The following is a 22,915-nucleotide window of genomic DNA, read 5'->3' as shown; positions in this document are numbered from 1 at the left end:
CCTGAGCGCGAGGCCCCCGGGGAGTCATCTCCCCGGGGGCCTTTCGTCGCCCTCCCGGGTGAAGGTCTGCATCAGCCAGGACGAGAACGAACCCGTCACCGCGCCCAGCAGGGCGAGGCCGCCGGCCATCATCCCGGTCGCGATCACCCGGCCCGCCGCGGTGACCGGCGTGATGTCGCCGTAGCCGACCGTGGTGAGCGTCGACGCGGCCCACCACACGGCGTCCCCGAAGGTGCGCATCGTCGCACCGGGCGCCCCCCGCTCCTGCTCGTAGACCGCGAGGGCGCCGGTGAAGCCGAGCAGCAGGGTGGACAGGCCCGCATAGGAGATCACCCGGGCGTACAGCGAGAGCCGCGGCTGCCCGGACCGGCGCTGGACGGCCTCGTACAGCGGAACGATCCGCAGCGGGCGCAGCAGCGGCAGAAGGACCACCACCGTGTGCAGCACGTGCGTCGGGACGAAACGCAGGCCCTGCCCGCTGAGCCGCCAGCGCACCGCGTAGTCCGCGGCGAACACCAGCCAGAGGCCGATCATCACGGACAGGCACACGTGTTGCCAGAAGGGGGGCAGGTCCGTGTCCAGTACGCGTGTGGCGTACGCGGCCAGGTAGATCAGCGCCGCCAGGAAGAGGGGGAACTCGGTGCGCTGTTCCCAGCGCACCGCACGGCTGTCGTCGTCCACCGGCCAAGCTTGGCCGGAGAATGTCCACCGGCCGCCCCGGCGACACGCCGGGAACGGGTGAAGCCATATGCTGCCTAGCATGACGAGTGAGCCGGAGCAGCAGATCGGAGTGGGGACGCAGGACGCGTTCCAGCGCCTGTGGACGCCCCACCGGATGGCCTACATCCAGGGCGAGAACAAGCCGACCGGCCCCGGGGCCGACGACGGCTGCCCCTTCTGCGTGATCCCGGCCAAGTCCGACGAGGACGGGCTGATCGTCCGGCGGGGTGAGCATGTGTACGCCGTGCTCAACCTGTACCCCTACAACGGCGGCCACCTGATGACCGTGCCGTACCGGCATGTGGCCGACTACACGGATCTGACCGGGCCGGAGACCGCCGAGCTGGCGGAGCTGACCAAGCAGGCCATGACGGCCCTGCGCACCGCGTCCGGCGCGCAGGGGTTCAACATCGGGATGAACCAGGGCGGGGTCGCGGGTGCCGGCATCGCCGCGCATCTGCACCAGCACATCGTCCCGCGCTGGGGCGGCGACACGAACTTCATGCCGGTCGTGGGCCACACCAGGGTGTTGCCACAGCTCTTGGCGGACACCCGGAAGATGCTGGCGGAGGCCTGGCCGGCGGCATGAACAGGCCGCCCGGCGGGTGAGGGCGAGGCCGTCCACGGCCGATACGGGTGCCCGGGGGCGAAACCCCCGTGGCCGCGCCCACGCGCACCGCACACACCCGTCCCGGCCGGGCCACCGGCGGCCTACGCGTCGTACAGGTCGGCCTTCCTGGGTGTCGGGTCCTGGACGTTGCCGCTCAGGAACGCCGAGCGGGCACCGAACTTCTCCGTGTCCACGCCGTTCTCCTCCAGGACCCGTATCGCCGCCGAGTGCACCACCCGCAGCACCGGCGTGGCGGCCCGCAGCGCGTCGTCGGCCATGAAACGGTGCCGCCAGGGCTGGTCGGCCCAGGCGTGCCGCAGGCCGAACGGCTCGGGCAGGCCGAGCGAGCCGCCCAGCCAGTTCAGCAGCGGCGGGTACCAGGTCAGCGGGGCGCGCGCGGCGAGTCGTACCACCTCGTCGGCGTTGACCAGCGGCAGCTTGATCGTGCGGTTCTCCCAGGGCTTCAGAGACTTCGCGACCTCCTTGGTCGGTGCCTCCGGCTTGCTGGTGAACAGCGAGTTCACCGGTCCCAGCGCGTGCCCGGTCACCTCGATGCGCAGCGTCTCGTGCAGCACGGTCACGGTGATCAGCATGGTGATGACCAGCTGACCGTCCCAGAGGGTCCACTGCACGCCCAGGTAGTGCCGGTCGCCGCTGCCGAACTGCTGCTTGTTGCAGATCTCCTGTATGGCGTGCGGCTTGACCTGGAAGGCCTCGACGTCGGTGCCCTCCGGCCGGGAGACCTCCGTGGCCTTCTCGCCGATCGGGGTGACGATCCAGTGCCGTATCGACGGCTTGGGGAAGCCGCCGGTGTTGAGCGGGCCGCGCTCCAGCAGGGACAGCTGGTCGTGGATCGCGCGCACGACGTCCCAGCTGCGGAAGGGATGGATCTCCCGGCCGGGGTCGGCGGGCACGAGATCCTCGGCGAGCTGCCACGCGCCCCAGCGGGTGCCCATGCCGAGTATGCCCTTGGGGCCGGCGTAGAAGACGGAGTTGGACTGCTGCTCGGCGGTCAGCCGGGCCAGGGACTGGCGCAGCTCCTCGGCGGCGGTCTGGCCGGGGCCGCGCGGCACGGCCTCCGGCACCTTGGCGCCGACGCTGGTGCCCGAGAGCAGGCCGCCCCAGCGGGCCCGCAGGTCCCGGGCGGTGCTCTCGCAGACCTGTTTGGCCCAGAACCAGCCGAGCACCGGGACGACGACGGACGCGCGCGCGTACCACGCCCAGAAGCCGGTGAACGGCATCTTGATCAGGAACAGCGCGGCGAGCAGGCCGACGCCCAGGAGGAGCGCGGTGGCCAGTGTGCCCGCCCGCTTGTCGTCGCGCCGGACGACGAGGGTGCGCAGCTGGAAGACGAGCAGCCAGCCGAGCAGCCCGGGCAGGAAGAGCAGGCCGCACACGACGGTGATGGCGGTCAGCCGGTTGTCCCGCTCCCGGCGGATGTTGTTGGCGGCCAGGGCGTGCTCGACGACGAACTGCGGTTCGGAGCCGAAGGACTGGATGAGCGGCTTGCGGCCGGGGGCGAGCATCCGGTCGACCAGGGCCCGGGAGAACGCCTCGCCGAGATTGGGCCGGAACAGCTTCATCCGGCCGGGCTTGACGGTCGACTGGTGCCACTCGTTGTCGGCCTTCTTGATGTCCTCCAGCGGACTGTCCCGGTACGCGGCGGAGGCCAGCGCGGAGGTCGCCGCCTGCCCCTCGTCGCCCGAGACGGGTACCTGGGGTCCGTCCCACTCCGTTCCAAACGACATTCCCGCCCCCATCGCCGCCGGTGCCGTGCCTGCGGCCTTCCCGACTTCCCTGCCCCGCACACCTGTTGGACCGCCTCGCCGTGCCGTACCGGCCGGTGACCGGACGGTCGCGGCACGACGCGATCAGGTGATCAGCGTATCCGCCGGCACCGACAACGCGAGGGCGGACGGCCGAAGCCGCCCGCCCGTGCGCCGGCGCACTACCCCTCGTCCCCGCCCTGTTCGCGGATGCGTTCGGCGATCTGCGGCGGCATCGCCTCGTGCCGGGCGTAGCGCCGGTCGAAGCGGGCCGTACCGTGCGAGAGCGAGCGCAGGTCGACGGCGTACCGGCCGATCTCGAACTCGGGGACCTCGGCTCGGATCAACGTCCGTCCGGTGCCCACCTGTTCGGTGCCGAGCAGCCGGCCGCGGCGCCCGGACAGGTCGCTCATCACGGCGCCCACGTACTCGTCACCGACCAGAACGGTCACCTCGGCGACCGGCTCCAGCAGGTGGATCCTCGCGTCCGCCGCGGCCTCGCGCAGCGCCAGCGCGCCCGCCGTCTGGAAGGCGGCGTCGGAGGAGTCCACCGAGTGCGCCTTGCCGTCCAGCAGCGTGACCCGCACGTCCACCAGGGGATAGCCGGCGGCGACGCCCTTGGCGGCCTGGGCCCGCACGCCCTTCTCGACGGACGGGATGAACTGGCGGGGCACCGCGCCGCCGACCACCTTGTCCACGAACTCGATGCCCGAGCCGCCCGGCAGCGGCTCCACCTCGATCTCGCAGATGGCGTACTGGCCGTGGCCGCCGGACTGCTTGACGTGCCGGCCGCGCCCGGCGGCCTTCGTCGCGAACGTCTCCCGGAGCGAGACCCGGTGCGGGACGACGTCGACCTGCACGCCGTAACGGTTGCGCAGCCGCTCCAGGGCCACGTCCGCGTGCGCCTCGCCCAGGCACCACAGGACGACCTGGTGGGTGTCCTGGTTCTGCTCCAGGCGCATGGTCGGGTCCTCGGCGACCAGCCGGGACAGGCCCTGGGAGAGCTTGTCCTCGTCGGCCTTGCTGTGCGCCCGGATGGCGAGCGGCAGCAGCGGGTCCGGCATCTGCCAGGGCTCCATCAGGAGCGGGTCGTCCTTCGCGGAGAGGGTGTCGCCGGTCTCGGCGCGGCTCAGCTTGGCCACGCAGACCAGGTCGCCGGCGACGGCGTGGGTGACGGGGCGCTGCTGTTTGCCGAAGGGCATGGACAGGGCGCCGATCTTCTCGTCGACGTCGTGGTCCTCGTGTCCGCGGTCGGCGAGGCCGTGCCCGGAGACGTGCACCGTCTGGTCGGGGCGGAGAGTGCCGGAGAAGACGCGGACCAGCGAGATCCGGCCGACGTAGGGGTCGGAGGCGGTCTTGACGACCTCGGCGACCAGCGGCCCGTCCGTGTCGCACGGCTTCAGCTCGCGCGGTTCGCCGTCGATGGTGGTGACCCCGGGGAGGGGGTGCTCGAACGGGGTCGGGAAGCCGCCGGTGATCAGCTCCAGCAGCTCGACGGTGCCCAGGCCCTGTTTGGCGCCCTCGGCTGCGGGGGCCGCGGCCAGCACGGGGAAGAAGGACCCGCGGGCCACGGCCCGCTCCAGGTCCTCGACCAGTGTCTTGATGTCGACCTGCTCGCCGCCCAGGTAGCGGTCCATGAGGGTCTCGTCCTCGCTCTCGGCGATGATTCCCTCGATGAGCCGGTTGCGGGCCTCCTCGATGCCCGGCAGCTGGTCCTCGCCGGGCTCGGACTCCTTGCGCTCCCCGGTCGAGTAGTCGTACAGCTTCTGGGAGAGCAGTCCGACCAGCCCGGTCACGGGCGCGTGGCCGTCGGGGCCCTCGGGCCCGCGCAGTGGCAGGTACAGGGGCAGGACGGCGTCGGGGTCGTCGCCGCCGAAGGCTTCCGCACAGGTCCGGGTCATCTCCTCGAAGTCGCTGCGCGCGGCCTCCAGGTGCGTGATCACGATCGCGCGGGGCATGCCGACGGCCGCGCACTCCTCCCACACCATCCGGGTCGAGCCGTCGACCCCGTCCGAGGCCGAGACGACGAACAGGGCCGCGTCCGCGGCCCGCAGCCCGGCCCGCAGCTCCCCGACGAAGTCGGCGTAGCCGGGGGTGTCCAGGAGGTTGACCTTGATGCCGTCCCATTCGAGCGGCACCAGGGAGAGCTGTACGGAGCGCTGCTGCCGGTGCTCGATGTCGTCGTAGTCGGAGACGGTGCCGCCGTCCTCGACGCGGCCCGCCCGGTTCACCGCCCCCGCGGTCAGCGCGAGGGCCTCCACGAGGGTCGTCTTTCCCGATCCGGAGTGGCCGACCAGCACCACGTTCCGTATGGACGCGGGTCGGTCGGCCGCCAGAGCCCTGCCGGCGGCCCCGGGGTGGTGTGACTGTGCCTTGTCGCCCATGATCCTGCCTCCCGTGCACGGTGAGGTCACTGTGGGCGCGGACACGCGGGACCCGCGTCCTGGCGGCTCCGGCGACGCCCGCGGTTATTCGAGCTTTCCACTCCCGTCACGTGGCGTCCATACGAAGGACTACGAAGGGTGCGCACGCGGCACCGTTCGCGTCAGGTGTGCCCCGCGCGCGGGGGTGCGCACCGGTTCCCGGCGCGGCTGCGGGTGCCCGCCCGTCGCGTGCACGCGTGCGTGGCTACGATGGGCCAGCCGGCGGCCACCACGGGCCGCGGCGACACCGACCGTCGGGAAGGCCATGCTGAACAAGTACGCGCGTGCATTCTTCACGCGTGTCCTCACGCCGTTCGCCGCGTTTCTCATCCGCCGGGGCGTGAGCCCCGACACGGTCACGCTCGTCGGCACGGCCGGCGTGGTCGCGGGCGCGCTGGTCTTCTACCCCCGGGGCGAGTTCTTCTGGGGCACGGTCGTGATCACCCTGTTCGTCTTCTCCGACCTGGTCGACGGCAACATGGCCCGTCAGCTGGGCCGTTCCAGCCGCTGGGGCGCCTTCCTCGACTCCACCCTGGACCGGGTCGCCGACGGCGCCATCTTCGGCGGCTTCGCGCTCTGGTACGCGGGCCGGGGCGACGACAACGTGCTGTGCGCCGTCTCGATCTTCTGCCTGGCCAGCGGTCAGGTGGTGTCGTACACCAAGGCGCGCGGCGAGTCGATCGGGCTGCCGGTCGCCGTCAACGGGCTCGTCGAGCGCGCCGAGCGGCTGGTGATCTCGCTGGTCGCGGCCGGTCTCGCGGGCCTGCACCGGTTCGGTGTGCCGGGCATCCAGTGGCTGCTGCCGATCGCGCTGTGGATCGTCGCCGTGGGCAGCCTGGTCACCCTGGTCCAGCGGGTCGTCACCGTCCGCCGCGAGTCCGCCGAGGCGGAGGCGGCGGCCCGGGCCGGCGCCGGCGAGGTGGCGCCGTGAGCGCCGCCGACCGGCTCACCGACGCGCTGTACGGGCTCGGCTGGAGCACCGTCAAGAAGCTCCCCGAGCCTGCCGCGGTACGCCTCGGCCGGACCATCGCCGACCTCGCCTGGAAGCAGCGCGGCAAGGGCGTGCAGCGCCTGGAGGCGAACTACGCGCGCGTGGTGCCCGGCGCCGGCCCCGAGCGGCTCGCCGAACTGTCCCGCGCGGGCATGCGCTCGTACCTGCGCTACTGGATGGAGTCCTTCCGGCTGCCGGCCTGGAGCGCCGAGCGCGTGCGGACCGGCTTCGAACCCAAGGACATCCACTACCTGACCGACGGGCTCGCCTCCGGCCGGGGCGTCGTCCTCGCCCTGCCCCACCTGGCCAACTGGGACCTGGCCGGCGCCTGGGTCACCACCAAGCTCGGGACGCCGTTCACGACGGTCGCCGAGCGGCTGAAGCCCGAGACGCTCTACGACCGCTTCGTCGCCTACCGCGAGGGCCTCGGCATGGAGGTCCTGCCGCACAGTGGCGGCTCCGCCTTCGGCACGCTCGCCCGCAGGCTGCGCGACGGCGGCCTGGTCTGCCTGGTCGCCGACCGCGACCTGTCCGCCTCCGGCGTCGAGGTCGGCTTCTTCGGCGAGACGGCCCGCATGCCCGCCGGACCGGCCCTGCTCGCCCAGCAGACCGGCGCGCTGCTGCTGCCCGTCACCCTCTGGTACGACGACTCGCCCGTCATGAAGGGCCGGGTGCACCCGCCGGTCGAGGTGCCCGAGTCAGGTACGCGGGCCGAGAAGACGTCTGTCATGACACAGGCCCTGGCCGACGCCTTCGCCTCCGGGATCGCCGAGCATCCCGAGGACTGGCACATGCTCCAACGGCTGTGGCTCGCCGACCTCGACCCCGCGAAGGGACCCGCGTGAGAATCGGGATCGTCTGCCCGTACTCCTGGGACGTGCCCGGTGGCGTCCAGTTCCACATCCGCGACCTCGCCGAGTACTTCCTCCGCCTCGGCCACGAGGTGTCCGTCCTCGCCCCGGCCGACGACGACACCCCGCTGCCCCCGTACGTCGTCTCCGCCGGCCGCGCGGTCCCGGTGCCGTACAACGGCTCGGTGGCCCGGCTGAACTTCGGGTTCCTGTCGGCCGCGCGGGTGCGGCGCTGGCTGCACGAGGGCAAGTTCGACGTGGTCCACATCCACGAACCGACGTCACCGTCGCTGGGCCTGCTGACCTGCTGGGCGGCGTCCGGTCCGATCGTGGCCACCTTCCACACCTCCAACCCGCGCTCGCGGGCGATGATCGCCGCGTACGCGATCCTGCAGGCCGCGCTGGAGAAGATCAGCGCGCGGATCGCGGTCAGCGAGTACGCCCGCCGCACGCTGGTCGAGCACCTCGGCGGGGACGCGGTGGTGATCCCCAACGGCGTCGAGGTGGACTTCTTCGCCAAGGCCGAGCCCAGGCCGGAGTGGCAGGGCGACACCATCGGCTTCATCGGGCGCATCGACGAGCCCCGCAAGGGCCTGCCCGTCCTGATGAGGGCCCTGCCGAGGATCCTCGCCGCCCGTCCGCAGACCCGGCTGCTGGTCGCGGGGCGCGGTGACGAGGAGGCGGCCGTCGAGGACCTGCCGAAGGAGCTGCGCTCGCGCGTGGAGTTCCTCGGCATGATCAGCGACGAGGACAAGGCCCGTCTGCTGCGCAGCGTCGACCTGTACGTCGCGCCCAACACCGGCGGCGAGAGCTTCGGCATCATCCTGGTCGAGGCGATGTCGGCCGGCGCGCCCGTGCTCGCCGCCGACCTGGACGCGTTCGTGCAGGTCCTCGACCAGGGCGAGGCCGGCGAGGTGTTCGCCAACGAGGACGCCGACGCGCTGGCCGAGGCGGCCGTACGCCTGCTGGAGGACCCGGCGCGCCGGGCCGAGCTGCGCGAGCGCGGCAGTGCCCATGTACGGCGGTTCGACTGGTCGACGGTCGGCGCGGACATCCTGTCCGTCTACGAGACGGTGACGGCCGGCGCGGCGGCGGTCGCCGCGGACGAACGAACGACGGGCCTGCGGGCCCGGCTGGGGCTGGCACGGGACTGAGACGGGGGCCGGCCGGCACGGCGTGGGGCGGCGCGCGTCTGCCCGGTCCTGCGCGGGCTCATGCGCGGGCCCGTCCGGTCCGGTGTGGCGGGCGTTGCGGTCCGCTGCGGGGTCTCATGCGCGGGCTCCAGGCGGGCTTGGTACCGGCGTGGGGCGGGCGTCCGGTCCGGTCGGGGACCGGCGTGCGGGCCTTCGCGGCGGAGGACCGGGGCCGGTGCGGGTTCCGGTCGGTGCCGGGCCGGCGGACGGGGCTGTCGGTGCCGGGCTGGCGGGCAGGGGCCGGTGGGGCAGCCGATAGCCTTCGGCTGTGACCGCAACCCTCATCTGGATCCTCGTCGCGCTCCTCGCCATCGGTGTCTACCTCAGCTGGACGGCCGGGCGGCTGGACCGGCTGCACGTGCGGATGGACGCCGCGCGGGCCGCGCTCGACGCCCAGCTGCTGCGGCGGGCCTCCGTGGCGCAGGAGCTGGCCACCTCGGGCGTACTGGACCCGGCCGCCTCGATCGTCCTGTACGAGGCCGCGCACGCGGCCCGGCAGGCCGAGGAGGAGCAGCGGGAGGTCGCCGAGAGCGAGTTGAGCCAGGCGCTGCGGGCGGTCTTCGAGGACCCGGCGCAGGTGGAGGCCGTCCGCGAGGCACCGGGCGGCGAGGAGGCGGCCCGTGAGCTGGCCGAGGCCGTCCGCCGGGTGCCCATGGCCCGCCGCTTCCACAACGACGCCGTGGGCGCCGCCCGCAGGCTCCGTGAGCACCGCAAGGTCCGCTGGTTCCGGCTGGCCGGCCACGCCCCGTTCCCGCTGGCGTTCGAGATGGACGACGAGCCGCCGGCCGCCCTGGTGGAACGGGTCTCCTGACCGCACGCCGCCGGGCCCGCGGGCGAAAAGGATCCACTGGCTTTCCATTGGCCCTTGCTGTGGCCTGGTCCACTCGCGTTTCCTCGGTGAAGCATCAACCACCTTTCACTTCAGTGAGGTCACCCGTGTCCACCATCGAGAACCAGGCTCCCGAGACCGGCACCGCCCGCGTGAAGCGCGGTATGGCCGAGCAGCTCAAGGGCGGCGTGATCATGGACGTCGTCACGCCGGAGCAGGCGAAGATCGCCGAGGACGCGGGCGCCGTCGCCGTCATGGCCCTGGAGCGGGTCCCGGCCGACATCCGCAAGGACGGCGGCGTGGCCCGCATGTCCGACCCGGACATGATCGAGGGCATCATCGACGCCGTCTCGATCCCGGTCATGGCCAAGTCCCGCATCGGCCACTTCGTCGAGGCCCAGGTGCTGCAGTCCCTCGGTGTCGACTACATCGACGAGTCCGAGGTGCTCACCCCGGCCGACGAGGTCAACCACTCCGACAAGTGGGCCTTCACCACGCCGTTCGTGTGCGGCGCGACCAACCTGGGCGAGGCCCTGCGCCGTATCGCCGAGGGCGCCGCGATGATCCGCTCCAAGGGCGAGGCCGGCACCGGCAACGTGGTCGAGGCCGTCCGCCACCTGCGCCAGATCAAGAACGAGATCGCCAAGCTGCGCGGCTTCGACAACCACGAGCTGTACGCCGCCGCCAAGGAGCTGCGCGCCCCGTACGAGCTGGTCAAGGAGGTCGCCGAGCTGGGCAAGCTCCCGGTGGTCCTCTTCTCCGCCGGCGGTGTGGCCACCCCGGCCGACGCCGCCCTGATGCGTCAGCTCGGCGCCGAGGGCGTCTTCGTCGGCTCCGGCATCTTCAAGTCCGGCGACCCGGCCAAGCGCGCCGCCGCCATCGTGAAGGCCACCACCTTCTACGACGACCCGAAGATCATCGCGGACGCGTCCCGCAACCTCGGCGAGGCCATGGTCGGCATCAACTGCGACACCCTCCCCGAGACCGAGCGCTACGCGAACCGCGGCTGGTAACCACCCACCACCAAGGACTGCACGAAACCCATGACAGACGCACCCGTCATAGGCGTCCTGGCCCTCCAGGGCGACGTACGGGAGCACCTCATCGCCCTGGCCGCGGCCGACGCCGTGGCCAGGCCGGTGCGGCGCCCCGAGGAACTCGCCGAGGTGGACGGTCTCGTCCTGCCCGGCGGCGAGTCCACCACCATCTCCAAGCTCGCCCACCTGTTCGGCCTGATGGAGCCCCTGCGCGCGCGCGTACGGGACGGCATGCCCGTCTACGGCACCTGCGCGGGCATGATCATGCTCGCGGACAAGATCCTCGACCCGCGCTCGGGCCAGGAGACCGTCGGCGGCATCGACATGATCGTGCGCCGCAACGCCTTCGGGCGGCAGAACGAGTCGTTCGAGGCCGCGCTCGACGTCAAGGGCGTCCCGGGCGATCCTGTGGAGGGCGTCTTCATCCGCGCCCCGTGGGTGGAGTCCGTGGGCGCCGGGACCGAGGTGCTCGCCGAGCACGACGGCCACATCGTCGCCGTCCGCCAGGGCAACGCGCTCGCCACGTCGTTCCACCCCGAACTGACCGGCGACCACCGCGTGCACGCCCTGTTCGTCGACATGGTGCGCGCGCACCGGGCACCGGAGTAGGACGAGAGTCCTTGTAGGATCTCTGGCGTTCGTATCTGGATGGGTTACGCGAAGGAGACAGGCAGATGTCCGGCCACTCTAAATGGGCCACGACGAAGCACAAGAAGGCCGTGATCGACGCCAAGCGCGGCAAGCTCTTCGCGAAGCTCATCAAGAACATCGAGGTCGCGGCGCGGATGGGCGGCGCGGACCCCGAGGGTAACCCGACGCTGTACGACGCCATCCAGAAGGCGAAGAAGTCGTCGGTCCCGAACAAGAACATCGACTCCGCGGTCAAGCGCGGCGCGGGCCTGGAGGCCGGCGGCGCCGACTACGAGACGATCATGTACGAGGGCTACGGCCCGAACGGCGTCGCGGTGCTCATCGAGTGCCTCACCGACAACCGCAACCGCGCCGCCTCCGAGGTCCGCGTCGCCATGACCCGCAACGGCGGCTCCATGGCCGACCCGGGCTCGGTGTCGTACCTGTTCAACCGCAAGGGCGTCGTCATCGTCCCCAAGGGTGAGCTGACCGAGGACGACGTGCTCGGCGCCGTCCTGGACGCCGGTGCCGAGGAGGTCAACGACCTCGGCGAGACCTTCGAGGTCATCAGCGAGGCCACCGACCTGGTCGCGGTCCGCACCGCCCTCCAGGAGGCCGGCATCGACTACGACTCCGCCGAGGCCAACTTCGTCCCGACCATGCAGGTCGAACTGGACGAGGAGGGCGCGAAGAAGATCTTCAAGCTGATCGACGCCCTGGAGGACAGCGACGACGTGCAGAACGTCTTCGCCAACTTCGACGTGAGCGACGAGATCATGGAGAAGGTCGACGCGTAACGCACACGGCTGCCTGACCGGGCCGACGGGACACACCCCCGTCGGCCCGTCGCGTTGTACGGCGTTGTCAGTGGCACCCGATAGCCTGCACGAACAGGCGATCGGGTGATCGGAGGGAGGGGCGCGTGCGTGTTCTGGGGGTGGACCCCGGCCTGACGCGGTGCGGCGTCGGCGTGGTCGAGGGAGTCGCGGGCCGCCCGCTCACCATGCTCGGCGTCGGGGTCGTCCGCACCCCGGCGGACGCCGACCTCGGTCACCGGCTGCTCGCCGTCGAGCAGGGCATCGAGCAGTGGCTGGACGAGCACCGGCCGGAGTTCGTCGCCGTGGAACGCGTCTTCAGCCAGCACAACGTGCGCACGGTGATGGGCACCGCCCAGGCCAGCGCCGTCGCCATGCTGTGCGCCGCCCGGCGCGGCATCCCGGTCGCCCTGCACACCCCCAGCGAGGTCAAGGCCGCCGTCACCGGCAGCGGACGCGCCGACAAGGCGCAGGTCGGGGCCATGGTGACCCGGCTGCTCCGGCTCGCCGCGCCGCCCAAGCCGGCCGACGCCGCCGACGCCCTCGCGCTCGCCATCTGCCACATCTGGCGGACCCCCGCCCAGAACCGACTCCAGCAGGCCGTCGCCCGGCATGCAGTCCACGCAACGAAAGGCCGTACGGCATGATCGCCTTCGTCAGCGGCACGGTCGCCGCGCTCGCCCCGGACGCAGCGGTCGTCGAGGTCGGCGGCGTCGGCATGGCCGTCCAGTGCACGCCGAACACGCTGTCGACGCTCCGGATCGGCCAGCCGGCCAAGCTGCACACCTCCCTCGTCGTCCGCGAGGACTCGCTCACCCTGTACGGCTTCGCGAACGACGACGAACGCCAGGTCTTCGAGCTGTTGCAGACCGCGAGCGGCGTCGGACCGCGCCTGGCACAGGCGATGCTCGCCGTGCACACCCCGGACGCGCTGCGCCGCGCGGTCGCCACCGGCGACGAGAAGGCCCTCACCGCCGTCCCCGGCATCGGCAAGAAGGGCGCCCAGAAGCTGCTGCTGGAGCTGAAGGACCGGCTCGGCGAGCCCGTCGGCGCCCCCATCGTCGGCGCACCCGTCAGCCAGGGCTGGCGCGACCAGCTGCACGCGGCGCTCATCGGTCTCGGCTACGCCACCCGGGAGGCCGACGAGGCGGTGGCCGCCGTCGCGCCCCAAGCCGCGGAGGCAGGCGGCACACCCCAGGTGGGACAGCTGCTGAAGGCCGCCCTGCAGACCCTCAACCGCGCCCGCTGATCCGCGCCACCCGCTAGGAGAACTTCGTGAACTGGGACGACACGACCGGCACCCCCGGCGAGGAGCGGCTCGCCGGACCCGCCGCGGAGCGGCTGGTGGGCTCGGTCGCCGACCGGGAGGACCAGGCCGTCGAGGCCGCCCTGCGCCCCAAGGACCTCGGCGAGTTCATCGGTCAGGAGAAGGTCCGCGAACAGCTCGACCTGGTGCTGCGCGCCGCCCGCGCGCGGGGCGCCACCGCCGACCACGTGCTGCTCTCGGGCGCCCCCGGCCTCGGCAAGACCACCCTGTCGATGATCATCGCGGCCGAGATGGGCGCCCCCATCCGCATCACCTCCGGCCCCGCCATCCAGCACGCCGGCGATCTCGCCGCGATCCTCTCCTCCCTCCAGGAGGGCGAGGTCCTCTTCCTGGACGAGATCCACCGCATGTCCCGGCCCGCCGAGGAGATGCTGTACATGGCGATGGAGGACTTCCGCGTCGACGTCATCGTCGGCAAGGGCCCCGGCGCCACCGCGATCCCGCTGGAACTGCCGCCCTTCACCCTGGTCGGCGCCACCACGCGCGCGGGACTGCTGCCCCCGCCGCTGCGCGACCGCTTCGGCTTCACCGCGCACATGGAGTTCTACGAGCCGCACGAGCTGGAGCGGGTCGTCCACCGCTCGGCGCACCTGCTGGACGTCGAGATCGAGCCGGACGGCGCCGCCGAGATCGCCGGCCGCTCCCGGGGCACGCCCCGCATCGCCAACCGCCTGCTGCGCCGCGTCCGCGACTACGCGCAGGTGAAGGCCGACGGGCTGATCACCCGCGACATCGCGGCCGCCGCCCTCGCCGTGTACGAGGTCGACGCACGCGGTCTGGACCGGCTCGACCGTGCGGTCCTGGAGGCCCTGCTGAAGCTGTTCGGCGGCGGACCGGTCGGCCTGTCCACGCTGGCCGTCGCGGTGGGAGAGGAGCGGGAGACCGTCGAGGAGGTCGCCGAACCGTTCCTGGTCCGGGAGGGACTGCTCGCCCGTACCCCCCGCGGCCGGGTCGCCACGCCCGCGGCATGGGCGCACCTCGGCCTCACCCCGCCGCGATCGACCGCGGGAAACGGACAACAGGACCTGTTCGGGGCGTGATGGCCGCCGCCCGGCGAGGGCAATGGCCCGGGCAGGAACCCAGGTGCCATGCTGAGCGTTGTTCCATGCAAGCGGACTCGCTTAGACTCCGCCGATGCCGCCCTTGTGGGCGGCGCCGACCACACCCCCATCCAACTGGCCGCTCACCCGCGCGGTCGCGCGAAGGAAATTCCGTCCCGTGAATGCCTATACCCTTCTCCCGTTCATCGTGCTCATCGCGGCGATGTTCCTGATGACGCGTTCGGCCAAGAAGAAGCAGCAGCAGGCCGCCCAGATGCGGAACGAGATGCAGCCCGGCTCCGGTGTCCGCACGATCGGGGGTATGTACGCGACGGTCAAGGAGGTCAACGACGACACCGTCCTCCTCGACGCCGGACCGGGCGTCGACCTGCTCTTCGCCAAGAACGCCATCGGCGCCGTCCTCACCGACGACGAGTACAACCGCATCGTCCACGGCATCGAGCACGACCTGAAGTCCGACGCCGACGTCGTCCCGGACGACGCCTCCTCCCTCACCGAGACCGACGAGACCGACGGGCCTGCCGCCGCTGCCGCCGCCTCCGACGACAAGATCGACCTCGGTAAGAAGGACGCCGCCGAGGACGCCGACGCGGCCGGTGCCGCCGAGGCGAAGGCGGAGGACGAGCCGAAGAAGACCGACGGCGACTCCGACGCGAAGTAGTCACGCCCCGGGAGGCGCGGCGGCGGCATGATGGCGCCCCGCGTGTCCCGGGCGCGTCTGTTTCCCGCACGGGAGCCCGACACCATGTCATGGCCGACCGCGCCGACCGGGCGCGGGGCGGCCCGAGAGGGAGTACGAGAAGGTGGCAGCACCTAAGAGGGGCCGAAGCGCGAGCGCCCAGAGCAAGCCAGGGCGCTCGCTGGCCCTCATCCTGATCGCCATCGTGGCGCTCACCGGAGGGATGTTCCTCTCCGGGCACACCACTCCGCGTCTCGGTATCGACCTCGCCGGTGGTACGAGCATCACGCTCAAGGCGAAGGCCGACCAGGGGTCCGCGATCAACAAGGCCAACATGGACACCGCGGTCGACATCATGAACCGCCGTGTCAACGGCCTGGGTGTCTCCGAGGCGGAGGTGCAGACCCAGGGGACCGACAACATCATCGTCAACATCCCCAAGGGCACCAACTCCAAGGAGGCGCAGGAGCAGGTCGGCACCACCGCAAAGCTGTACTTCCGGCCGGTCCTGGCCAGCGAGCCCAGCGGCGCCGCCGCGAAGAGCCCCTCGCCCAGTGCGTCCTCCAGCGGCAGCTCCTCGCCGAAGCCGAGCACCAGCCCCTCGTCGACCGCCTCCTCCAAGGAGAAGGCGTCCTCGACCGGCTCGACGTCCCCCACGGCCTCGGCGACCTCTCAGGGCCGTGCCGTCAGCGACGCGCTGAAGGCCGACGCCACCCCCTCGCCGAGCGCTTCCGGCAGCGGCAAGCCGTCGGGCTCCCCGTCCGCCACCCCGTCCGCCTCGGCGAGCGGCGGCTCGAACGCGGCGGGCAAGCTCCAGGCGCAGTACGCGGCCCTGGACTGCACCAAGCCCACCGACCGCGCCAACGCCGGCAAGAACGCCAAGCCCGGCGACTCCATCGTGGCCTGCGGCAAGGTCGACGACGCCTGGTACAAGTACGTCCTCGGCCCGGCCGCCGTGGACGGCACCGAGGTGAAGAAGGCGCAGGCCGTCTTCGACACCCAGGGTGCCTCCGGCTGGCAGGTCCAGATGACCTTCACCAACGGCGGGGCCAAGAAGTTCGCCGACATCACCGGCGAACTGGCCAAGAAGCAGCCGCCGCAGAACGAGTTCGGCATCGTCCTGGACGGCGAGGTCGTCTCCAGCCCGTACGTGCGCACCGCCATCACCGGCGGCCAGGCGGAGATCTCCGGCAGCTTCAAGCAGGAGGAGGCGCAGAGCCTCGCCAACATGCTGTCGTACGGCGCCCTGCCGCTGTCCTTCCAGGAGCAGTCCGTCACCACCGTCACCGCCGCGCTCGGCGGTGAGCAGCTGCACGCCGGTCTGCTCGCCGGCGCCATCGGTCTCGCGCTGGTCGTGATCTACCTGGTGGTCTACTACCGCGGCCTGTCGATCGTGGCCATGGCGTCCCTGCTGGTCTCCGCGATCCTCACCTACGTGATCATGTCGCTGCTCGGCCCGGCCATCAACTTCGCGCTGAACCTGCCGGCCGTCTGCGGTGCCATCGTCGCGATCGGTATCACCGCGGACTCGTTCATCGTGTACTTCGAACGCATCCGGGACGAGATCCGCGAGGGCCGCTCCCTGCGCCCCGCCGTGGAGCGGGCCTGGCCGCGCGCCCGGCGCACCATCCTGGTCTCGGACTTCGTGTCGTTCCTGGCCGCCGCGGTGCTGTTCATCGTCACCGTCGGCAAGGTCCAGGGCTTCGCGTTCACGCTGGGCCTGACCACCCTCCTCGACGTGGTCGTCGTCTTCTTCTTCACCAAGCCGCTGATGACGCTGCTGGCCCGCCGCAAGTTCTTCGCCGACGGCCACAAGTGGTCCGGCCTCGACCCGAAGAGCCTGGGTGCCAAGCCGCCGCTGCGCCGCACCCGCCGTCCCGCCGGTCCCGTCGCCGGCCCTGCCGACCCGAAGGAGGCGTGAGCGATGTCGAAACTCGGCAACCTCGGCGCTCGACTGCACCGCGGCGAGATCTCTTACGACTTCGTCGGCAAGCGCAAGGTCTGGTACGGCGTCTCGATCCTGATCACCATCACGGCCATCCTCGGCCTGGCGGTGCGCGGCCTGAACATGGGCATCGAGTTCCAGGGCGGTGCGGTCTTCACCACGCCGACCAAGATGAGCACCTCGGTGGCCAAGGCCGAGGAGTACGCCAACGAGGCCTCGGGCCACCAGTCGGTCGTACAGAAGCTCGGCAACGGCAGCCTGCGCATCCAGATCGCGGGCATCGACACCGACCAGTCGGACCGGATCAAGCAGGAGCTGGCCAAGGACCTGAACCTCGACCCGGAGAAGCTCGCCGCCGACCTGGTCGGCCCGAGCTGGGGCGAGCAGATCGCCAACAAGGCCTGGGAGGGCCTGGCGATCTTCATGATCCTCGTCGTGATCTACCTGGCGATCGCGTTCGAGTGGCGCATGGCCATCGCGGCGCTGGTCGCGCTGATCCACGACATCACCATCACGACCGGCATCTACGCCCTGGTCGGCTTCGAGGTCACGCCCGGTACGGTCATCGGTCTGCTGACCATCCTCGGTTACTCGCTCTACGACACGGTCGTCGTCTTCGACAGCCTGAAGGAGCAGACGAAGGACATCACCAAGCAGACCCGCTGGACGTACAGCGACATCGCCAACCGGTCGATCAACGGCACCCTGGTCCGCTCCATCAACACCACGGTCGTCGCCCTGCTGCCGGTCGCGGGTCTGCTCTTCATCGGCGGCGGCTTCCTCGGCGCGGGCACGCTCAACGACATCTCCCTGTCGCTGTTCGTCGGCCTCGCGGCCGGTGCCTACTCGTCGATCTTCATCGCCACTCCGCTGGTCGCCGACCTCAAGGAGCGCGAGCCGGCGATGAAGGCCCTCACCAAGCGGGTCCTGGCCAAGCGTGCCCAGGCCGGTGCGGAGGAGGACCTCGCGGACCGCGGCGGTGACGACGCCGACGAGGCCGCGCCCGCCGTGGTGGGCCCGCGCAGCCAGCCCGCGGCCCGTGGCCGAGGCCGTGGCCGTACCCCGGGGAAGCGCCGATGACCGACATCAGGGAGCTGCTGCTCAGCCGCATCCGTGACGTCGCCGACTATCCGGAGCCCGGCGTGATGTTCAAGGACATCACCCCGCTCCTGGCCGACCCGGCGGCCTTCACCGCGCTCACCGACGCGCTGGCCGAGATCGCCGCCGACACCGGTGCGACCAAGGTCGTCGGCCTGGAGGCCCGGGGCTTCATCCTCGGCGCCCCGGTCGCCGTCCGCGCGGGCCTCGGGTTCATCCCGGTCCGCAAGGCGGGCAAGCTGCCCGGAGCCACCCTGCGCCAGGCGTACGACCTGGAGTACGGCTCGGCGGAGATCGAGGTGCACGCGGAGGACCTGGCCGCCGGCGACCGCGTCCTGATCGTGGACGACGTCCTGGCCACCGGCGGCACCGCCGAGGCCGCGATCCAGCTCATCCGGCGCGCGGGCGCCGACGTCTCCGGCCTCGCGGTCCTCATGGAACTGGGCTTCCTCGACGGTCGCGCCCGCCTGGAACCGGCCCTGGCCGGCTCCCCGCTCAAGGCCCTCCTCCAGGTCTGACCCCGCACATCCACGGACGGCCGCCCCGACACCACCGGGGCGGCCGTCCGCGTCCCCGGCACCCACTCGGGGACGCCGAGGGGAGCGGGTTCGCCCGCACCGGCTCGGGGAGGCTGGGGGGTACGGGTTCGCCCGCACCGGCTCGGGGGCGCTGGGGGGCGGGTTCGCACCGGCGTGGCTCGGGGACGCTGAGGGGTACGGGTTCGCACCGGCACCGGCTCGGGGAGGCTGGGGGGAGCGGGTTCGCACCCGCCACGGCTCGGGGGCGCCGGGGCCGGACGATTCGTACGAGCAGCGACTGGGGGAATGCCCACCGGGGTGGGGGCCTCGGCAGGCGGACCTGGAATCCACCCCGCCCCGGGCCGCCCCCGCACCACCCGCCCCCGCCTCCCCGGAATCCCACGGCGGCCTCTCGTGTTGCACGGATTGACGGTCCTCACAGTCGCCTGCAGGCGATGACCGGGCGCAGGATCGATACCATGGGGTCTCCGGAGCCTGACCGGGGGACCCGGATCGCGCACGAGGAGCCCTCTTGCCAGACGAGGCCCAGCACCTGACCGCCGCCAAGCCCGAGCCCGCCTCGGCCCCGGCGGCGAAGCCCGCGCCGAACACTCCGCAGGTGAAGAACGACACTCGCGGAACGGTCGAGCACGCCCAGTCCGCGCCCGTCGAGAAGAGCGCCGAGTCCACGCGCCCCAAGCCGGCCCCGCCCGAGCGCCCGGCACAGCCCCCCGTGGTGCGCCAGCCGGCCGCGCAGCCCACCCGCTCCGGCTCCTCCAACCGTGTCCGGGCCCGCCTCGCCCGCCTCGGCGTGCAGCGCGCCAACCCGTACAACCCGGTCCTGGAGCCGCTGCTGCGCATAGTGCGCAGCAACGACCCCAAGATCGAGAACTCCACGCTGCGCCAGATCGAGCGCGCCTACCAGGTCGCCGAGCGCTGGCACCGCGGCCAGAAGCGCAAGAGCGGCGACCCGTACATCACGCACCCCCTCGCCGTCACCACCATCCTCGCCGAGCTGGGCATGGACCCGGCCACCCTGATGGCCGGGCTGCTGCACGACACCGTCGAGGACACCGAGTACGGCCTGGACCAGCTCCGCCGCGACTTCGGCGACACCGTCGCCCTCCTCGTCGACGGCGTCACCAAGCTCGACAAGGTCAAGTTCGGCGAGGCCGCGCAGGCCGAGACCGTGCGCAAGATGGTCGTGGCCATGGCCAAGGACCCGCGCGTCCTGGTCATCAAGCTCGCCGACCGCCTGCACAACATGCGCACCATGCGCTACCTCAAGCGCGAGAAGCAGGAGAAGAAGGCGCGCGAGACGCTGGAGATCTACGCTCCGCTCGCCCACCGCCTCGGCATGAACACCATCAAGTGGGAGCTGGAGGACCTCGCCTTCGCGATCCTCTACCCCAAGATGTACGACGAGATCGTACGGCTGGTGGCCGAGCGCGCGCCCAAGCGCGACGAGTACCTCGCCATAGTGACCGACGAGGTCCAGGCCGACCTGCGCGCCGCCCGCATCAAGGCGACCGTCACCGGCCGCCCGAAGCACTACTACAGCGTCTACCAGAAGATGATCGTCCGCGGCCGTGACTTCGCGGAGATCTACGACCTGGTGGGCATCCGTGTCCTCGTCGACACCGTGCGCGACTGCTACGCCGCCCTCGGCACCGTGCACGCGCGATGGAACCCGGTCCCCGGCCGGTTCAAGGACTACATCGCGATGCCCAAGTTCAACATGTACCAGTCGCTGCACACGACGGTCATCGGGCCCAACGGCAAGCCGGTCGAGCTGCAGATCCGCACGTTCGACATGCACCGCCGCGCCGAGTACGGCATCGCCGCGCACTGGAAGTACAAGCAGGAGGCCGTCGCCGGCGCCTCCAAGGTCCGTACCGACGTGCCCAAGGCCGGCAAGAAGGACGACCACCTCAACGACATGGCGTGGCTGCGCCAGCTGCTGGACTGGCAGAAGGAGACCGAGGACCCGGGCGAGTTCCTGGAGTCCCTGCGCTTCGACCTGTCCCGCAACGAGGTCTTCGTCTTCACACCCAAGGGTGACGTCATCGCGTTGCCGGCCGGTGCCACCCCGGTCGACTTCGCGTACGCCGTCCACACCGAGGTCGGCCACCGCACCATAGGAGCGCGGGTCAACGGCCGTCTCGTACCGCTCGAATCCACCCTGGACAACGGCGACCTGGTGGAGGTCTTCACCTCCAAGGCGGCCGGCGCCGGCCCGTCCCGGGACTGGCTCGGTTTCGTCAAGTCGCCGCGGGCCCGCAACAAGATCCGCGCCTGGTTCTCCAAGGAGCGCCGGGACGAGGCCATCGAGCAGGGCAAGGACGCCATCGTGCGGGCCATGCGCAAGCAGAACCTGCCGATCCAGCGGATCCTGACCGGCGACTCGCTGGTCACGCTCGCCCACGAGATGCGCTACTCGGACATCTCCGCGCTGTACGCGGCGATCGGCGAGGGCCATGTCTCGGCGCAGAACATCGTGCAGAAGCTCGTCCAGGCCCTCGGCGGCGAGGAGGCGGCCACCGAGGAGATCGACGAGACGGTCCCGCCGTCCCGCACCCGCGGTCGCAAGCGCCGCTCCAGCGCCGACCCGGGCGTGGTGGTCAAGGGCGTCGAGGACGTGTGGGTCAAGCTGGCCCGGTGCTGTACGCCGGTGCCCGGCGACCCGATCATCGGCTTCGTCACCCGAGGCAGCGGCGTCTCGGTCCACCGCAGCGACTGCGTCAACGTCGAATCGCTGTCCCGCGAGCCGGAGCGCATCCTCGACGTCGAGTGGGCGCCCACCCAGTCCTCGGTCTTCCTGGTCGCCATCCAGGTCGAGGCGCTGGACCGCTCCCGCCTGCTCTCGGACGTCACCCGGGTCCTGTCCGACCAGCACGTCAACATCCTGTCGGCGGCCGTGCAGACGTCCCGCGACCGGGTGGCCACCTCCCGGTTCACCTTCGAGATGGGCGACCCCAAGCACCTCGGCCACGTCCTGAAGGCCGTGCGGGGCGTGGAGGGCGTGTACGACGTGTACCGCGTGACGTCGGGACGCGCCCGGTCGTAGACCGCCCGCCGGGCCGGCCGGCATGCGAAAGGGCCCCGTACGCGCGTACGGGGCCCTTTCGCATGCTTGCCGAGGCGATTAGCCGCCGAACTCCTGCAAGCCCTTCAGGGCCTGCTCCAGGAGCGCCTGACGGCCTTCCAGCTCCTTCTCCAGCTTGTCGGCCTTGGCGTTGTTGCCCTGGGCGCGCGCCTGCTCGATCTGCGCCTTGAGCTTGTCCACGGCCGCCTGGAGCTGACCGGTCAGACCCTCGGCACGCGCGCGTGCCTCCGGGTTCGTCCGGCGCCACTCGGCCTCCTCGGCCTCCTGGATCGCGCGCTCGACGGCGTGCATCCGGCCCTCGACCTTCGGCCGGGCGTCCCGCGGGACGTGCCCGATGGCCTCCCAGCGCTCGTTGATCGAGCGGAAGGCGGCCCGCGCGGCCTTCAGGTCGTTGACCGGCAGAAGCTTCTCGGCCTCCTCGGCCAGCTCCTCCTTCAGCTTCAGGTTCTCCGACTGCTCCGCGTCGCGTTCGGCGAACACCGAGCTGCGGGCGGCGAAGAACACGTCCTGGGCGCCGCGGAAGCGGTTCCACAGGTCGTCCTCGTGCTCGCGCTGGGCGCGGCCCGCGGCCTTCCACTCCGCCATCAGCTCGCGGTACCGGGCGGCCGTGGGGCCCCAGTCCGTCGAACCGGACAGTGCCTCGGCCTCGGCGACCAGCCGCTCCTTGATGCGGCGGGCCTCCTCGCGCTGCGCGTCCAGCTGCGCGAAGTGCGCCTTGCGGCGCTTGGAGAACGCCGAGCGGGCGTGCGAGAAGCGGTGCCACAGCTCGTCGTCGGACTTGCGGTCCAGACGGGGCAGGCCCTTCCAGGTGTCCACCAGCGCGCGCAGCCGCTCACCGGCCGCCCGCCACTGGTCGGAACGGGCCAGCTGCTCGGCCTCGGCGACCAGGTCCTCCTTGGCCTTGCGGGCCTCGTCGGACTGCTTGGCCCGCTGTGCCTTGCGCTCCTCGCGGCGCGCCTCGACGGTCTCGACGAGCTTGTCCAGCCGCGTCCGCAACGCGTCCAGGTCACCGACCGCGTGGTGGGCGTCGACCTGCTCGCGCAGGTGGTCGATGGCGGCCTGGGCGTCCTTCGCCGACAGGTCGGTGGTCCGTACGCGCTTCTCGAGGAGGCCGATCTCGACAACCAGGCCCTCGTACTTGCGCTCGAAGTAGGCCAGCGCCTCCTCGGGGGAGCCGGCCTGCCAGGAACCGACGACCTTCTCGCCGTCGGCCGTACGCACGTACACGGTCCCCGTCTCGTCGACGCGGCCCCACGGGTCGCTGCTCACAGCGCCTCCTCCACATGATGCCTGCGGGGGGCCTCAGCACCCCCGGG

The 22,915-nt window shown here is 71.6% G+C and carries 19 protein-coding genes and 1 pseudogene; 16 read left to right on the top strand and 4 right to left on the bottom strand.

Going from position 1 to position 22,915, the window contains the following annotated elements:
• Positions 1 to 24: 24 nt before the first annotated feature.
• Positions 25 to 681, bottom strand: a complete 657-nt coding sequence (locus S1361_RS08435; protein WP_243769122.1) for a potassium channel family protein — start codon at positions 679 to 681, stop codon at positions 25 to 27.
• A gap of 67 nt (positions 682 to 748) precedes the next feature.
• On the opposite strand from S1361_RS08435, the gene S1361_RS08430 reads away from it, so the two are divergent.
• Positions 749 to 1,309, top strand: a complete 561-nt coding sequence (locus tag S1361_RS08430) for an HIT family protein (RefSeq protein ID WP_208031223.1) — start codon at positions 749 to 751, stop codon at positions 1,307 to 1,309.
• Positions 1,310 to 1,431: 122 nt separating this feature from the next.
• Here S1361_RS08430 and S1361_RS08425 read toward each other — a convergent pair whose 3' ends face one another.
• Positions 1,432 to 3,078, bottom strand: coding sequence for a hypothetical protein (locus tag S1361_RS08425; protein ID WP_208031222.1), 1,647 nt, complete (start codon positions 3,076 to 3,078; stop codon positions 1,432 to 1,434).
• A 200-nt stretch (positions 3,079 to 3,278) separates the two neighbouring features.
• Positions 3,279 to 5,480: an elongation factor G-like protein EF-G2 gene (locus tag S1361_RS08420; RefSeq protein ID WP_208031221.1), complete on the bottom strand. Its 2,202-nt coding sequence runs from the start codon at positions 5,478 to 5,480 to the stop codon at positions 3,279 to 3,281.
• 249 nt (positions 5,481 to 5,729) lie between these two features.
• On the opposite strand from S1361_RS08420, the pseudogene pgsA reads away from it, so the two are divergent.
• The 15 genes and pseudogenes from pgsA to relA all read left to right on the top strand — a co-directional run bounded on the left by pgsA (position 5,730) and on the right by relA (position 21,560).
• A pseudogene (pgsA, locus tag S1361_RS08415) lies at positions 5,730 to 6,450 on the top strand (phosphatidylinositol phosphate synthase).
• Complete coding sequence (locus S1361_RS08410; protein ID WP_208031219.1) at positions 6,447 to 7,355, top strand: phosphatidylinositol mannoside acyltransferase; 909 nt, start codon at positions 6,447 to 6,449, stop codon at positions 7,353 to 7,355. Before pgsA ends, S1361_RS08410 begins: the two are co-directional and overlap by 4 nt.
• A complete protein-coding gene (locus S1361_RS08405; RefSeq protein WP_208031218.1) occupies positions 7,352 to 8,515 on the top strand; it encodes a glycosyltransferase family 4 protein in 1,164 nt (387 codons plus the stop codon). Before S1361_RS08410 ends, S1361_RS08405 begins: the two co-directional genes overlap by 4 nt.
• A gap of 307 nt (positions 8,516 to 8,822) precedes the next feature.
• Complete coding sequence (locus S1361_RS08400; protein ID WP_208031217.1) at positions 8,823 to 9,365, top strand: LemA family protein; 543 nt, start codon at positions 8,823 to 8,825, stop codon at positions 9,363 to 9,365.
• Between the two features lie 125 nt (positions 9,366 to 9,490).
• On the top strand, positions 9,491 to 10,396 hold the full coding sequence (pdxS, locus tag S1361_RS08395; protein ID WP_069781943.1) for a pyridoxal 5'-phosphate synthase lyase subunit PdxS: 906 nt from the start codon (positions 9,491 to 9,493) through the stop codon (positions 10,394 to 10,396).
• Positions 10,397 to 10,426: 30 nt separating this feature from the next.
• Positions 10,427 to 11,029, top strand: a complete 603-nt coding sequence (pdxT, locus tag S1361_RS08390; protein ID WP_208031216.1) for a pyridoxal 5'-phosphate synthase glutaminase subunit PdxT — start codon at positions 10,427 to 10,429, stop codon at positions 11,027 to 11,029.
• A 65-nt stretch (positions 11,030 to 11,094) separates the two neighbouring features.
• Positions 11,095 to 11,847 carry a YebC/PmpR family DNA-binding transcriptional regulator gene (locus S1361_RS08385; protein ID WP_208031215.1) on the top strand — a complete coding sequence of 251 codons (753 nt, stop codon included), beginning with the start codon at positions 11,095 to 11,097 and terminating at the stop codon, positions 11,845 to 11,847.
• Positions 11,848 to 11,972: 125 nt separating this feature from the next.
• Positions 11,973 to 12,512, top strand: coding sequence for a crossover junction endodeoxyribonuclease RuvC (gene ruvC, locus S1361_RS08380; RefSeq protein WP_208031214.1), 540 nt, complete (start codon positions 11,973 to 11,975; stop codon positions 12,510 to 12,512).
• Positions 12,509 to 13,114 carry a Holliday junction branch migration protein RuvA gene (ruvA, locus tag S1361_RS08375; protein ID WP_208031213.1) on the top strand — a complete coding sequence of 202 codons (606 nt, stop codon included), beginning with the start codon at positions 12,509 to 12,511 and terminating at the stop codon, positions 13,112 to 13,114. The genes ruvC and ruvA overlap by 4 nt, the downstream gene beginning before the upstream one ends.
• 26 nt (positions 13,115 to 13,140) lie before the next feature.
• A complete protein-coding gene (ruvB, locus tag S1361_RS08370) occupies positions 13,141 to 14,232 on the top strand; it encodes a Holliday junction branch migration DNA helicase RuvB (protein ID WP_208031212.1) in 1,092 nt (363 codons plus the stop codon).
• A gap of 178 nt (positions 14,233 to 14,410) precedes the next feature.
• Entirely contained in the window at positions 14,411 to 14,914 is a 504-nt protein-coding gene (gene yajC / locus S1361_RS08365) for a preprotein translocase subunit YajC (RefSeq protein ID WP_208031211.1), read from the top strand.
• 142 nt (positions 14,915 to 15,056) lie between these two features.
• Positions 15,057 to 16,853 carry a protein translocase subunit SecD gene (secD, locus tag S1361_RS08360; RefSeq protein WP_208031210.1) on the top strand — a complete coding sequence of 599 codons (1,797 nt, stop codon included), beginning with the start codon at positions 15,057 to 15,059 and terminating at the stop codon, positions 16,851 to 16,853.
• A gap of 3 nt (positions 16,854 to 16,856) precedes the next feature.
• Complete coding sequence (secF, locus tag S1361_RS08355) at positions 16,857 to 17,957, top strand: protein translocase subunit SecF (protein WP_208031209.1); 1,101 nt, start codon at positions 16,857 to 16,859, stop codon at positions 17,955 to 17,957.
• The gene (locus S1361_RS08350) at positions 17,954 to 18,493 is read left to right on the top strand and encodes an adenine phosphoribosyltransferase (RefSeq protein WP_208031208.1); all 540 of its coding nucleotides are present in this window, start codon (positions 17,954 to 17,956) and stop codon (positions 18,491 to 18,493) included. The genes secF and S1361_RS08350 overlap by 4 nt, the downstream gene beginning before the upstream one ends.
• Positions 18,494 to 19,025: 532 nt before the next feature.
• A complete protein-coding gene (gene relA, locus S1361_RS08345) occupies positions 19,026 to 21,560 on the top strand; it encodes a GTP pyrophosphokinase (protein WP_208031207.1) in 2,535 nt (844 codons plus the stop codon).
• 78 nt (positions 21,561 to 21,638) lie between these two features.
• Here relA and S1361_RS08340 read toward each other — a convergent pair whose 3' ends face one another.
• Positions 21,639 to 22,868, bottom strand: coding sequence for a DUF349 domain-containing protein (locus tag S1361_RS08340; protein WP_208031206.1), 1,230 nt, complete (start codon positions 22,866 to 22,868; stop codon positions 21,639 to 21,641).
• Positions 22,869 to 22,915 lie beyond the last annotated feature (47 nt).

This window comes from Streptomyces cyanogenus (genome assembly GCF_017526105.1).
Taxonomy (GTDB): domain Bacteria; phylum Actinomycetota; class Actinomycetes; order Streptomycetales; family Streptomycetaceae; genus Streptomyces; species Streptomyces cyanogenus.
The sequence above is the reverse complement of the archived record's forward strand: the minus strand, read 5'-3'. Positions and strand labels throughout refer to the sequence as shown.